The sequence below is a fragment of the Nocardiopsis terrae genome, from assembly GCF_014651695.1.
In the GTDB taxonomy this organism is placed as follows: domain Bacteria; phylum Actinomycetota; class Actinomycetes; order Streptosporangiales; family Streptosporangiaceae; genus Nocardiopsis; species Nocardiopsis terrae.
This window is the reverse complement of sequence record NZ_BMXJ01000001.1, coordinates 886,813-900,736: the sequence shown is the minus strand read 5'-3', so window position 1 is coordinate 900,736 and position 13,924 is coordinate 886,813. Positions and strand designations below refer to the sequence as shown.

At 69.8% G+C, this 13,924-nt stretch carries 8 protein-coding genes, 1 tRNA gene and 1 pseudogene; 1 reads left to right on the top strand and 9 read right to left on the bottom strand.

The annotated features are described in order from the left end of the window. Positions 1-307: 307 nt before the first annotated feature. Entirely contained in the window at positions 308-2,638 is a 2,331-nt protein-coding gene (locus IE195_RS04130; protein ID WP_191267987.1) for an ATP-binding cassette domain-containing protein, read from the bottom strand. 501 nt (positions 2,639-3,139) lie between these two features. On the opposite strand from IE195_RS04130, the gene IE195_RS04125 reads away from it, so the two are divergent. Further along, entirely contained in the window at positions 3,140-3,313 is a 174-nt protein-coding gene (locus tag IE195_RS04125; protein WP_191267986.1) for a DUF397 domain-containing protein, read from the top strand. A 419-nt stretch (positions 3,314-3,732) separates the two neighbouring features. On the opposite strand, the gene IE195_RS04120 is transcribed toward IE195_RS04125, so the two are convergent. The 8 genes and pseudogenes from IE195_RS04120 to dnaN all read right to left on the bottom strand — a co-directional run bounded on the left by IE195_RS04120 (position 3,733) and on the right by dnaN (position 13,669). Beyond that, positions 3,733-3,806 (bottom strand) — tRNA-Ile (locus IE195_RS04120). 198 nt (positions 3,807-4,004) lie between these two features. Further along, entirely contained in the window at positions 4,005-4,604 is a 600-nt protein-coding gene (locus IE195_RS04115) for a DUF3566 domain-containing protein (protein WP_191267985.1), read from the bottom strand. A 101-nt stretch (positions 4,605-4,705) separates the two neighbouring features. Next, on the bottom strand, positions 4,706-7,321 hold the full coding sequence (gene gyrA, locus IE195_RS04110; protein WP_191267984.1) for a DNA gyrase subunit A: 2,616 nt from the start codon (positions 7,319-7,321) through the stop codon (positions 4,706-4,708). 58 nt (positions 7,322-7,379) lie between these two features. Further along, positions 7,380-9,317 (bottom strand): DNA topoisomerase (ATP-hydrolyzing) subunit B, encoded by a 1,938-nt coding sequence (gene gyrB / locus IE195_RS04105; RefSeq protein ID WP_191267983.1) that lies wholly within the window; start codon positions 9,315-9,317, stop codon positions 7,380-7,382. A 472-nt stretch (positions 9,318-9,789) separates the two neighbouring features. Continuing rightward, positions 9,790-10,239 (bottom strand): DciA family protein, encoded by a 450-nt coding sequence (locus IE195_RS04100; RefSeq protein ID WP_191268084.1) that lies wholly within the window; start codon positions 10,237-10,239, stop codon positions 9,790-9,792. A gap of 79 nt (positions 10,240-10,318) precedes the next feature. Continuing rightward, the gene (gene recF / locus IE195_RS04095; protein WP_191267982.1) at positions 10,319-11,449 is read right to left on the bottom strand and encodes a DNA replication/repair protein RecF; all 1,131 of its coding nucleotides are present in this window, start codon (positions 11,447-11,449) and stop codon (positions 10,319-10,321) included. 104 nt (positions 11,450-11,553) lie between these two features. Continuing rightward, positions 11,554-12,444, bottom strand: a pseudogene (gnd, locus tag IE195_RS04090) (phosphogluconate dehydrogenase (NAD(+)-dependent, decarboxylating)); the annotation flags it as partial. A gap of 85 nt (positions 12,445-12,529) precedes the next feature. Beyond that, positions 12,530-13,669, bottom strand: a complete 1,140-nt coding sequence (gene dnaN / locus IE195_RS04085) for a DNA polymerase III subunit beta (RefSeq protein ID WP_191267980.1) — start codon at positions 13,667-13,669, stop codon at positions 12,530-12,532. Between the last annotated feature and the right edge of the window lie 255 nt (positions 13,670-13,924).

Below are 13,924 nucleotides of genomic sequence, written 5' to 3'. Positions count from 1 at the left end.
GTCACGCTTTTCCCAGCTAGATGCATGTGTCCTGACCGAACGGTCGGTGAGAAATCCCCCTCTGACAAGGGAGCTTTCCGGCATGCGACCGCCCGGTCACGACCAGAAAGAAAAATTCTCCGCCGTCCATCCTTCGAGACGGGGGCGGCCGCGTGGCGACAGGTCGGCCTGTCGACATGTCCCCTCGGATCCCCTCGGGCCGGGAGGCGCCCGGAGCGGGAGGCCTCAGCCCCCGCCGGGATCCGGACCCGCGATCACGCTCTCCGCCTCGGCGCGTGTGGTCACCTCGGGGAAAGGGCGTGGCGCATCAGAGCAGCCCCTTCAGATAGGTGCCGGTCCGGCTGTCCGGGGCCGCCGCGACCAGCGCGGGCGCGCCCTGCGCGACGATCCGGCCGCCCTGCGAACCACCGCCCGGGCCCAGGTCGATGACGTGGTCCGCGGTGGCCACGACCCGCATGTCGTGCTCGGCCGCCACCACGGTGGCGCCCGCGCCGACGAGGTCGCGCAGGCGGCTGACGAGGACGTCGGTGTCATGCGGGTGGAGGCCGGTGGTGGGTTCGTCGAGCAGGTAGACCGTGTCGGCGACCCGGCGGCGCTGGAGTTCGGTGGCGAGCTTGATCCGCTGGGCCTCGCCGCCGGACAGCTCCGTGGCGGGCTGGCCCAGGCGCAGGTAGCCCAGGCCGACCCCGGAGAGGGTCTCCAGGGAGCGCCGTACCGACGGCTCCCCGGTGAAGAACCCCGCCGCCTCCTCGACCGACATCGCGAGCACGTCCGCGACAGTGCGCCCCCGGTACTCCACCCGGAGGGTGTCCTCGTCGTAGCGCGAGCCGCCGCAGGCCGGGCAGGGCGCGTAGGTGGTGGGCAGGAACATCAGCTCCACCGAGACGAATCCCTCCCCCTCACAGGTGGGGCAGCGCCCCGCCGCGACGTTGAAGGAGAACCGGCCGGGCCCGTAACCGAGCGAGCGGGCCTTCTCGGTGGCCGCGAACAGCTTGCGCACCGTGTCGAAGAGCCCGGTGTAGGTCGCCAGGTTGGAGCGCGGTGTCCGCCCGATGGGCTGCTGGCTGACCCACACCACCCGGCCGTGTTCGGCGGCCCGGTCCCCGACCTCCGCCAGCAGGGAGGACTTGCCCGAACCGGACACCCCGGTGACGGCGGTGAACACGCCGAGGGGGATGTCGGCGTCCAGTCCCCGCAGGTTGTTGCGGGTGGCTCCGCGCAGCCGCAGCTGCCCGCCCGGGGTGCGGGGCCGGTACTCCGGGAGGACGTCGTGGAACAGGTAGCGGCGGGTCACCGACTCCGGGACCTCGCGCAGGCCGGCCACCGGGCCGCTGTACAGGACGCGCCCGCCGTGCTCGCCCGCCTCCGGTCCGACGTCGACGATCCAGTCCGCGCCGCGCACGATGTCCAGGTCGTGCTCGACGAAGCACACGGTGTTGCCGCCGTCGCGCAGGCGCCGGAGGATCCCGGTGAGCGCCTCGCAGTCGGCCGGGTGCAGGCCCGCGGAGGGCTCGTCCAGGACGTAGACCACCCCGAAGAGCCCCGTGCCCAGTTGGGTGGCCAGACGGATCCTCTGGAGCTCACCGGTGGACAGGGTCGGAGCCGGCCGGGCCACGCTCAGATAGCCCAGGCCCAGCTCCGCCAGCACCTCGACCCGCCCGGTGATCTCCCCGACGAGCGCCCCGGCGGCCCCCGTCTCCTCCCGCCAGGGGTACAGCAGGGTGACCAGTTCGGTCAGCGGCAGCGCCGCCAGTTCGGCGATGGTGTGCCCGGCGAAGGTGACCCGCAGCGCCTCCTGCCGCAACCGTCGGCCGCCGCACTCGCGGCAGGTCCGGTTGACCATGAACTCGGCCGCCCTGCGCCGCCGGGCCTCACTGGCGGAGGAGGCGTAGGCCTTGAGCACCAGTCGCCGGGCGCTGCTGTACTTTCCCTGGTAGGGCCGGTGGACACGGCCCGCCTCACGGACCGGGTGGACGGTCACCACGGGCTGTTCCCCGGTGAACAGGATCCAGTCGCGCTCGTCCTGGGGGAGCTCCCGCCAGGGCCGGTGGATGTCGTACCCGAGGGTGTCGAGGATGTCGCGCAGGTTCTTGCCCTGCCAGGCCCCGGGCCAGGAGGCGACGGCCCCGTCGGCGATGCTCAGCCCGGGGTCGGGCACCAGCGAGTCCTCGGTGACCTCGTGCTCGACCCCCTCCCCGTGGCAGACCGGGCAGGCACCGGCCGCGGTGTTGGGGGAGAAGGAGTCGGAGTCCAGGTGCTCCGACCCGGGCGGGTAGGTGCCCGCCCGGGAGAAGAGCATGCGCAGCGTGTTGGAGAGCGTGGTGAGGGTGCCCACGGTGGAGCGGACCGAGGGCGCCGAGCGCGGCTGGGCGAGCGCCACGGCCGGCGGCATCCCGGTGACGTCGTCCACGTCCGGGGCCGGGAGCTGCTGGAGCAGGCGCCTCGCGTACGGCGCCACCGACTCCAGGTACCGGTGCTGGGACTCGGCGTAGAGGGTGCCGAAGGCCAGCGAGGACTTTCCCGACCCGGAGACACCGGTGAAGGCGACCAGGGAGTCCCGGGGCAGCTCCGTGTCCACGTTCCTCAGGTTGTGGATGCGGGCGCCGCGCACCCGGATGCGGTCGTCGTGGTTGTCCATGGGACAAGCCTTACCCGGTCACGGCCCCGGAGGGGTCCATGGGCCGTCCGGGTACGGCAAACACCGGTGCGCGCCGGTCCACCTGTGGGGCCCTGTCGACGGATCGGTCAGTCGACATGTCGCCGTGTCGGCCTGTCAACGAATCGTCCTGTACCGGCACAGCACATCCGCACCACGGGGACCGGCCGCGCTCCAGCGCGGCCGGGAAGGTACGAACCCAGGAAGTCGGGAAAGGGTCGGTCCGCACGTGCCCGTCCTTCCAACAGCACGAGCGCGTAGGGACCCGTGCTCGCGTTCGAGGCCACGTGGCGTGAGCTCGTCCGACTTCTCCACCAGGTCCACCATGAACCCGCGGTCGCTGAAGAGCGCCCCTAAGGACGGTCCCGTTGGACACACGGAAGATCCCGACGCCGACGGCCCGTTTAGGCTGACCGCCTCGGGCGATCACTCTGATGTGCTTAGACCCTCCCGAGTCCGAGGGTGGAAATGAGGAGTTAGACGATGGACGGTAAGCCGACGTGGCACAAGAGCACGTACTCCGACGGCGGCTCGAACTGCGTGGAGGTCCGGGAGAGCGCGAGCAGTGCGGACGTGCGTGACACACAGAACCGCGAGCTCGGCCACCTCAGGGTTCCCGTGTCCGATTGGGTGGCGTTCCTCGGGCTGACCCGGTAGACCCACACGTAAGCTCCCGGGGTTCTTCCTCTCCAGGACCTTCGCTGTTCGCACCGACGCCCCTGCTGACAGCCGCACGCGCCCTGCGCACGGGGAGGACGACGGCGCACGGGCTCGCCGGAAGCGGCCAGTTCCCCTGCCGGCTGCTCCGCTACGGCGGGACCTACTGGATGGCCACCGCGGAGCTCCTGGAGCTGTCGGGCGTTCCTCTTCCCACCGGGGGCGCGTCGGCTGGGGTCGAGTCGACACAGCGATTCGACCTGTTGTCGACTCGGCGTCCTGTCGATACCGCTCAGTGCCTGGGAAGCACAGGATCGGACAGGGGACGGGCGTGGGGTCCCGCGGTCGGATGACGGCCACAACAGAAAGAGCCCTGCTCTCCGAGTGGAGAAGCAAGGCTCTGACCAGATGAAACTGGGTGGGCGTACCAGGACTTGAACCTGGGGCCTCATCCTTATCAGGGATGCGCTCTAACCGACTGAGCTATACGCCCTTGTTCCGACGAGAACTCTACCGCATCCCGGGGGCCGGAGCGAACCGGTTCCCTCGGGGCTGGCAGGAGGCGACACGGGCCTGCCGCGTCCCTCTTCACCTCCCATTTTAGCGGGTTTCACGAGTGCTCGGGACAGCCCCGGACAGACGTCGGGCCCGGCTCAAACCAGGAGAGCCGGGCCCGACGGGCGCTCGGGGACTACTCGGCCTCGGAGAGGGTGACGTCAACGCCGCCGACCAGGTCGGCGACCAGGTTGTACAGCATCGCACCCACCGTGGACAGGGCGGTCAGGAGCACGACGTTCAGCGCGCCGATGACACCCGTGTAACCCAGCACACGGCCGGGGGAGAACCAGGCGGCCGGGTTCAGACCCAGCTCGTCCTCCGCCCCGTCACCCTCCAGGAGGGCACCGATCATGTTGGTCAGCTCGTCGAAGACACCCAGCATCGACAGGGTCGCGTAGATGACGGCGACCGCGACGAACAGGATGATGAAGCAGACGAGGGCGACCACGAAGCTGAACTTCATCACCGACCACGGCTCCACCCGGGAGACCGTCAGGTGGGCCTTGCGGCTCGTCAGGGACGCCTTGACGGCGCCCGCCCCCTCGGACTTGGCGGCTTCGGGCTCCGGCTCGGATTCGGTCTTCACCGTCGTTCCTTCCGGTTCCGACTCGGTCGGCGCGGTCGGCTCAGATGCGCTCTGAGCGGTCGGCTCCGCCGTTTCCACGTCCGTGTCACCGGCGGTCGCAGCCGCATCGGACTCGTTGCTGGTGGTGTTCCGCTGGTTCTCAGACATAGAAGCGTTACCGCTGGACTTTCGTTGAGACGGGTCGATCCGTGTGACCCGCGGGGCTCCGGAAAAGAACCCCGCGGGACTTACTGGGCTTAACGCGCAGTCTATGCCTCAGAGTTGCCATCCCCGGCGACCGTCTCCCCACCCGTGTCGGGTGTCTCGGCGGCCTCGACGGCATCGGCGACCTCCTCGGCCTCGGCCTCCTCGGCGGCCTCGGCGTTGGCGGCGACGGCCACGATCTTGTTGCCCTTGCTCAGGTTCATCAGCCGGACACCCATGGTGGTACGTCCGGACTGCTTCACCTCGGCGGCACCGGTGCGGATGACCCCGCCTGCGGAGGTGATCGCGAAGATCTCGTCCACCCCCGGGTCCACCATCAGGGCGCCGACCAGCTTGCCGCGCGCCTCCACGACCTTCGCCGTGAGCACGCCCTTGCCGCCGCGGTTCTGCACCGGGTACTGCTCCGAGGGGGTGCGCTTGGCGTACCCGTTCTCGGTGGTGACCAGGACGTCGGTGGAGCCGTCCCCGGGGCGGATGACGTCCATGGAGAGCAGGTAGTCGCCCTCCAGGAACCGCATCCCGATCACACCGCTGGTCGCCCGGCCCATGGGGCGCAGCGACTCGTCGGCGGCCGGGAAACGGATCGCCTGGGCGTCGCTGGAGATCAGCAGCAGGTCGTCGTCGGGGAAGACCAGACGCGCCGCGATCAGCTCGTCCTCCTCACGGAGGTTGATCGCGATGATGCCCGCCGCGCGCGCGGAGTCGAAGTCCTCCAGGCGCGACTTCTTGACCAGGCCCTCCCGGGTGGCCAGCACCAGGTAGGGAGCGGCCTCGTAGTCGCGCAGCGCCATGATCTGCGCGATCTCCTCGCCCGGCTGGAAGGGCAGCAGGTTGGCGACGTGCTGGCCGCGCGCGTCGCGGGCGGCCTCCGGCAGCTCGTACGCCTTCGTCCGGTACACCCGGCCCTGGTTCGTGAAGCACAGGATCCAGTGGTGGGTGGTGGTGACGAAGAAGTGCTGGACGATGTCGTCCTGCTTGAGCTGGGCGCCCCGCACCCCCTTGCCGCCGCGCTTCTGCGCCCGGTAGTTGTCGATCCGGGTGCGCTTGGCGTACCCGCCGCGGGAGATCGTGACGACCACGTCCTCCTCCGCGATGAAGTCCTCCATGCGCATGTCACCCTCGAACGGGATGATGTGCGTGCGCCGCTCGTCGCCGTACTTCTCCACGATCTCGCCCAGCTCGTGGCGGATGATGCTCCGCTGGCGGACGTCCGAGGCGAGGATGTCGTTGTAGTCGGCGATGAGCGACATCAGCTCGTCGTACTCGGCGGTCAGGGCGTTGCGCTCCAACGCGGCGAGCTTGCGCAGCTGCATGTCGAGGATGGCGCGGGCCTGGATGTCGTCGATCTCCAGAAGGCCCATCAGGCCGGTGCGCGCCGCGTCGGCGGAGGCGCTGCTCCGGATGAGGCTGATGACCTCGTCGATACGGTCCATGGCCCGCAGCAGGGCGCGCAGGATGTGCGCCCGCTCCTCGGCCTTGCGCAGGAGGTACTGCGTCCGGCGGACGATGACCTCGACCTGGTGCTTGACCCAGTGGCGGATCATCTGGTCCAGGCGCAGGGTGCGCGGCACCCCGTCGACCAGGGCCAGCATGTTCGCGCCGAAGGTCTCCTGCAGCTGGGTGTGCTTGTACAGGTTGTTCAGCACGACCTTGGCGACGGCGTCCCGCTTGAGCACGATCACCAGGCGCTGACCGGTGCGACCGCTGCTCTCGTCGCGCACGTCGGCGATGCCGGTGATCTTGCCGTCCTTGACCAGGTCGGCGATCTTCAGCGCGAGGTTGTCCGGGTTGACCTGGTAGGGCAGCTCGGTGATGACCAGGGTCTGGCGGCCCCGGCTGTCCTCCTCGACCTCGACCACGGCGCGCATGGTGATGGAGCCGCGCCCGGTCCGGTAGGCCTCCTCGATGCCCCGCTTGCCCACGATGAGTCCGCGCGTGGGGAAGTCGGGACCCTTGACCCGGGCGATGAGCTGGTCGAGCAGCTCCTCGTCCTCGACCTCGGGGTTGTCCAGGTACCAGTTGACGCCGTCGGCGACCTCGCGCAGGTTGTGCGGCGGGATGTTGGTCGCCATACCGACCGCGATACCCGAGGAACCGTTGACGAGCAGGTTCGGGAAGCGGGCCGGGAGCACGACGGGTTCGGCGGAGCGGCCGTCGTAGTTGGGCCGGAAGTCGACGGTCTCCTTGTCGATGTCCCGGAGCATCTCCATGGCCAGCGGCGCGAGCTTGCACTCGGTGTAGCGCATGGCGGCGGCCGGGTCGTTGCCCGGCGAGCCGAAGTTGCCGTTCGGGTCGACCAGCGGCATCCGCATCGACCACCACTGGGCCAGCCGGACCAGGGTGTCGTAGATGGCGCTGTCACCGTGCGGGTGGTAGTTACCCATCACGTCACCGACGACGCGGGCGCACTTGAAGTACCCGCGGTCGGGCCGGAAGCCGCCGTCGTACATCGCGTAGAGCACGCGCTGGTGTACCGGCTTGAGGCCGTCACGGACATCGGGCAGAGCGCGGCCCACGATGACCGACATCGCGTAGTCGAGGTAGCTGCGCTGCATCTCGACCTGGATGTCGACGGGTTCGATCCGGTCGGTCAGGCGTGGCAGGGACTCCACCGGGGAGTCACCGCCCTCAGGGGTGTCGGGGCTGTTCGCATCCGTCACGGATGTCGATCCCTTCTAAAGCTTGCTCGGGCACGGGTGGGAGGAACGCGGGAGGAACCTAGATGTCCAGGAAGCGGACGTCCTTGGCGTTGCGCTGGATGAAGGCGCGTCGCGATTCGACGTCCTCACCCATGAGCACGCTGAACAGCTCGTCGGCCTGGGCCGCGTCCTCCAGGCTCACCTGGAGGAGGACACGGCGGTCCGGGTCCATCGTGGTGTCCCACAGCTCGTTGGCGTTCATCTCGCCCAGACCCTTGAAGCGCTGCACCATGTCGCGCGGGCGCGGGTCCCTCTTCCCCTGGGCGATCCCGGCCTCGATCAGCCGGTCCCGCTCCGCGTCGGAGAAGGCGTAGCTCGCGTCGGAGCCCTTCTGGTCCCACTTGATCTTGTACAGCGGCGGCGCGGCCAGGTACACGTTCCCGGCCTCGACCAGCGGCTTCATGAAGCGGAACAGCAGGGTGAGCAGCAGGGTGCGGATGTGCTGACCGTCGACGTCGGCGTCGGCCATCAGGATGACCTTGTGGTACCGCAGCTTCTCGGCGTCGAAGTCCTCGTGGATACCGGTGCCCAGGGCGGTGATGATCGCCTGGACCTCGTTGTTCTTGAGGATCCGGTCGATCCGGGACTTCTCCACGTTCAGGATCTTGCCCCGGATGGGCAGGATGGCCTGGTTGTGCGGGTTGCGCCCACCCTTGGCGGAGCCACCGGCCGAGTCACCCTCGACGATGTAGACCTCGCACTCCTCCGGGTTGGTGGACTGGCAGTCCGAGAGCTTGCCCGGCAGGGAGGTGGTCTCCAGGAGGGTTTTGCGGCGGGTCAGGTCGCGGGCCTGGCGGGCGGCCACGCGGGCGCGGGCGGCCTGGCTGGCCTTGGACACGATGTCCTTGGCCTCGCCGGGGTTGCGCTCGAACCAGTCGCGCAGGTGCTCGTTGGTGACCTTCTGCACGAAGGACTTGGCCTCGGTGTTGCCGAGCTTCGTCTTGGTCTGGCCCTCGAACTGCGGGTCGGCGAGCTTGACCGAGATGATCGCGGTCAGGCCCTCGCGGATGTCGTCGCCGGTGAGGTTGTCCTCCTTGTCGCGCAGCAGCCTCTGGTCCCGGGCGTACCGGTTGACCAGTGTGGTGAGCGCGGAACGGAAGCCCTCCTCGTGGGTGCCGCCCTCCGCCGTGTTGATCGTGTTGGCGAAGGTGTGCACCGACGAGGTGTACGACTGGTTCCACTGCATGGCGATCTCGACCGAGATGCCTTCGCCGTCCTCCTCGAAGGAGATGATCGACGCGTGCGCCGGCTCCTTCTTGGCGTTGATGTGCCGGACGTAGTCCGACAGCCCCTCCTCGTAGTGGAAGGTGTTGACGGTGGGTCCGCCGTCGGTGTGGTCGGGCCGCTCGTCGCGGATGGTGATGGACAGCCCCTTGTTGAGGAAGGCCATCTCCTGCATCCGGCGGGCCAGCGTCTCGAACGAGTACGTGGTGGTCTCGAAGATGCCGCCGTCGGCCCAGAAAGTGGTCTGGGTACCGGTCTCGTCGGTCGCCTCACCCTTGATGAGATCGCCGGTCGGGGCGGTCATCTCGTAGTGCTGGCGCCACACGTGGCCGTCTCGGCGGATCTCCACGTCCAGCGCTGTGGACAGCGCGTTGACGACGGAGACGCCGACACCGTGCAGACCGCCGGAGACCGCGTAGGACTTTCCGTCGAACTTGCCGCCCGCGTGCAGCGTGGTGAGGACGACCTCGACGGCCGGACGCTTCTCCACGGGGTGGAGGTCGACCGGGATACCCCGGCCGTTGTCGGCCACCCTGACTCCGCCGTCGGCGAGCAGGGTCACCTCGATGGCGTCGGCGTGACCCGCCAGCGCCTCGTCGACCGAGTTGTCGACCACCTCGTAAACCAGGTGGTGCAGACCCCGCTCCCCGGTGGAGCCGATGTACATGCCCGGGCGCTTGCGTACTGCCTCAAGCCCCTCGAGAACCGTGATTGATCCTGCGTCGTAGGCCAAGTGGGAACACCCTCCTGCTGGGGACGCCTGTCGGCCGCGGCCGAGCGGACTACGGTCAACCCACGGCAGGGTGATCGCAGGGTCGACATGCCGCGACACCCGGGGATCACCGTTCGCCGCACGGGCCGTCCGCCCACCCTCTACATGGGGGCGTGGTACCGGCTACAGGCGTCTGAAGAACCGTCTCCATGATACCCCGCGCGGTGCGACAAAGTGGCATTGGCGGCCCTGTGCCGCTCCAGAACGAACGTTTGGGGCGGGAGCCGAGTCCCTACACGCGGGGGACCCCTTGCGCAAGTCCCGGCGCGGTTGAGTGCCCTGGGAGGGCGGTCACCCCCTGTCCCCGGCCGCAGCCCCGCAGGTGGAGCGAGTGCACACTCGGGAGCCCAAACACCCCACAACGCCTGAAAAGACCCTCAGGACCCCCAGGTCACAGGCGTTCTCAGCGTCCCGGAACCCCTGCGGCAGGGGATCACCGGCGCCGGAAACCGGGCCCCCTGACCTTGATCGAGACGACGGTGCCGTCCCCCAGTTCCTCGTTGAGGCGGCGGACCAGATCACGCACCATCGCTCGCGCGTGGGCCGCCATCGTCGGCGAATCGGCGACCACGACGAGTTCGCCCTCCGAGTAACTCTCCGGCCGGAGGTGCTCGGCGTTGAACTCACCCACGATGTCCGCCCAGCGGCCGAACACCCCGCCGATGGCCACCTGTTCCTGCCAGCCGTGCTCGATCAGCCAGGTCCGCACCGCGTCACCGAACAGCTGGGGCTCGTTCCGTGACCGCAACCGGCCACGCCTGCGGGTGCGGTTCATCCCCCGGGGAACGGCTCCGCGCTCCCGCGCCTCCGCCTTGGCCCGGGCCAGGGCCTGGCGGGCCAGGTCCGCCCCGGAGGCCGGGGCCGCGGGCGGGTTCTCGTCCACAGGCTGTGGACGGGCCGCGTCGGCGGGGAACTCCGGAGCGCCCCGGCTCGATCCGGGGTCCACAGGCTGTGGATAACGGTCACTCACTCTCGACCACCCCCTGACGCACGCCGAACCTGGCACCGTCCAGTTCCTTCGGGATGTCCTCGCCGACCGCGGCGGTCACCAGGACCTGTTCGGCGTCACGCACCCGTTCGGCCAGCCTCCGGCGGCGCTCGGCGTCCAGTTCGGCGAAGACGTCGTCCAGGATCAGCACCGGGTCGTCGCCCTCCGCCCGCAGCAGCTCGAAGGCGGCGAGCTTGAACGACAGGGCGTAGGACCAGGACTCGCCCTGACTGGCGTAACCCTTGGCGGGCAGGTCGCCGAGTTGCAGGTGAAGTTCGTCGCGATGCGGTCCGACCAGGCTGATCCCGCGCTGCAGTTCGCGCTCACGCGCCTGGGCCATCGCCTCGCGGAGCGCGTCCACGAGCTGTGGACGCTCGCGCGGCACCTCCGCCCCCTCCGGGACCGCTGAGCTCCGGTAGGTGGGCACGGCAGGACCCCCGGAGTCGGTCAGCCCCGCGTAGGAGTGCGCGATCAGCGGACGCAGCTCCTCCACCAGGCCCAGCCGGGCGGCGAGGAGTTCGGCTCCGGTCTCCGCTAGGTGGGAGTCCCAGACCTCCAGCGTGCTCAGGTCGGGCGCGGCCCGCTGCCGCAACCGGGCCGAGGCCGACTTCAACAGGGCGTTGCGCTGCTTGAGCACCCGCTCGTAGTCGGAGCGCACCCCCGCCATCCGGGGCGCCCGCGCCACCAGCAGGTCGTCGAGGAAACGGCGCCGCTCTCCCGGGTCCCCCTTGACCAGGGCCAGGTCCTCGGGGGCGAAGAGCACCGTGCGCAGAATGCCCAGCACGTCGCGGGGGCGTCCCGCGGCGCCCCGGTTGACCCTGGCGCGGTTGGCCCGCCCGGGGTTGATCTCCAGGTCGACCATCATGTCCCGGCCGTCCCGGACGACCTTGGCGCTGACGATGGCGCGGGGCGCGCTCTGGCGGACCAGCGGCGTGTCGGAGGAGACCCGGTGGCTGCCCAGGGTGGCGACGTAACCGATCGCCTCGACCAGGTTGGTCTTGCCCTGGCCGTTGGATCCGACGAACGCGCTCACCCCGGGTTCGAGGCGCAGAAGAGCCGACTCGTAGGAACGGAAGTCGGCCAGTTGCAGGTGGGAGACGTACATCCGGCCTTCCTCCTGGAGGGGAGCGCAGAAGCGGAAAGGAGTGCGGAAGAGGAATCGGGGGCGGTCCGGGGTACACCGGACCGCCCCCGGAGGAGAGACGGTGGCTAGGCCTGCTCGTCAGCCTTGGTGACGGCGTGGCCGCCGAACTGGTTGCGCAGGGCGGCGACGACCTTCATGGCCTGGCTGTCGTCCTGCCGGGAGGCGAACCGCGCGAAGAGCGAGGCGGTGATCGCCGGAGCGGGCACCGCCAGGTCCACGGCGGCCTGGACCGTCCAGCGGCCCTCGCCGGAGTCCTGGGCGTAGCCGCGCAGCTCCGACAGGTCCGGGTCCTCCTCCAGGGCGCGGCAGAGCAGGTCCAGCAGCCAGGAACGGACGACCGTCCCCTCACGCCAGCTCTCGAAGGTGCCCGGGACGTCGTCAACCAGACCCGAGGCGACCATGAGCTCGTAGCCCTCGGCGAAGGACTGCATCATGCCGTACTCGATGCCGTTGTGGACCATCTTCACGAAGTGCCCGGCGCCGACCGCTCCGGCGTGCACGAAGCCGCCGCCTTCGTCGGGGGTCAGGGAGTCGAAGACGGGGCGCAGGCGCTCCACGTCCCCGGCCTGGCCGCCGACCATGATCCCGTAGCCGTTCTGGCGGCCCCAGACACCGCCGCTGACCCCGGCGTCGACGTAACCGACGCCCTTCGCGGACAGTGTCTCCGCGCGGGCGCGGTCGTCGGCGTAGTGCGAGTTCCCGCCCTCGACGATGACGTCGCCCTCGGAGAGGAGGTCACCGAGCTCGGAGATGATCGTGGCCGTCGGGTCGCCCGCGGGGACCATCACCCACACGAGGCGGGGGGCCTCCAGGCGGTCGACCAGCTCGGCCAGGGACTCGACGTCCCGGTCGCCGGGGGAGGCGTCGTAGCCGACGACCTCGTGCCCCTTCTCCCGGAGCCGGGCGGCCATGTTGCCGCCCATCTTGCCGAGGCCGATCATTCCGAGTTGCATGTGTGGACTCCCCCTTGGGCACCTGTGGACACGTGGAAGCCGACCGGCCCGGGCGCGGCGGACGCGTGCGGTCGGACGGGCGTTCGGGTCAGCCGGAGAGGCGCACCGGCATGATCAGGTATCGGTACTCGGGGGACGAGCCCTCCTCGGCCGGCTTGCCGGTGAGGATCGCGGGCTTGGTCGAGGTGGTGAAGTGCAGGCGTGCCACGTCGGTGCCGATGGCGCCGAGTCCGTCCAGCAGGAATCCGGAGTTGAACGCGATCTGGATGTCGTCGCCGTCCAGGTCCGCCTCCAGGGTTTCCACGGCCTGTGCGTCCTCGCCGGTACCCGCCTCCAGGACGAGGGCGCCCTGGGAGAAGGCCAGCCGCAGCGGGGTGTTGCGCTCGGCGACGAGCGAGACGCGCTTGACGGCCTCGACGAACTCGGAGCGGCTGACCTCGGCCACCGTGTTGAAGGTGTCCGGCAGCAGGGCCCGGTACTTGGGGAACTCGCCGTCGAGCAACCGGGTGGTGGTCCGGCGGCCGCCGCCCTCGAAGCCCATCATGCCCTCGCCGGAGTCGCTGCCCGAGAGGGCGATGGAGACCTCGGCGCCCGAGGTCAGCGTCTTGGCGGTGTCGTGCAGGGTCTTGGCGGGGACCAGGGCGACGGCGGAGAGGTCGGGGTTCTCCGGCTTCCAGCTCAGCTCGCGGACGGCGAGGCGGTAGCGGTCGGTGGAGGCGAGCGTGATCGTCTCACCCTCGATCTCGACCCGGACACCGGTGAGCATGGGCAGCGTGTCGTCGCGGCCCGCGGCCACGGCGACCTGGCTGACGGCCGCGGCGAACACGTCGCTGCCGATGGTCCCGCTGACCCCGGGCATCTCCGGGAGGGACGGGTAGTCCTCGACCGGCATGGTGTTCAGGGTGAACTTCGCGCTTCCACAGGTGACGACGGCCTTGGAGCCGTCCGTGGAGATCTCCACGGGCTGTGGAGGCAGGTTGCGGGTGATCTCGGCGAGGAGACGGCCGGAGACCAGGGTCTGCCCGGCCTCCTCGGTCTCGACGTCGACCGAGACCTGTGCGGAGACCTCGTAGTCGAAGCCGGACAGGCGCAGCCGCTGACGGCCGTCGGTCTCGCCGGCGTCCAGCAGGATTCCGGCGAGCACCGGTACCGAGGGGCGTGTCGGCAGTGTTCGCGCTGTCCAGGCGACAGCGTCGGCCAGTACGTCGCGTTCGACCCGGAACTTCACTTTCCGACTCACTTTCCGCACGACCGGTGGACCGGTCGCAGCCTCAACGTTGCAGCTCGTGGGTGTCTCGTGGGTCTGCCGGGCGGCTCCGTCAACAGGGTGTGGACGCTGTCCGCGACGAACGCGGACCGTGCCACTGGAGCGGCCTCGGTTCCCGTAGGGGTCACCGCTCAGATCTGGGCGGCTCAGGACAGGGGCGAGACCACACGTTACCCGGATTCACCGCCTGCCGCTGCCAGCTCGGGACAGGACCGC

Excerpts from the sequence above, each read along its gene's own strand:
- IE195_RS04130 (WP_191267987.1), bottom strand. The coding sequence starts at position 2,638 with ATGGACAACCACGACGACCGCATCCGGGTGCGCGGCGCCCGCATCCAC.
- IE195_RS04125 (WP_191267986.1), top strand. The coding sequence starts at position 3,140 with ATGGACGGTAAGCCGACGTGGCACAAGAGCACGTACTCCGACGGCGGC.
- IE195_RS04115 (WP_191267985.1), bottom strand. The coding sequence starts at position 4,604 with ATGTCTGAGAACCAGCGGAACACCACCAGCAACGAGTCCGATGCGGCT.
- recF (WP_191267982.1), bottom strand. The coding sequence starts at position 11,449 with ATGTACGTCTCCCACCTGCAACTGGCCGACTTCCGTTCCTACGAGTCG.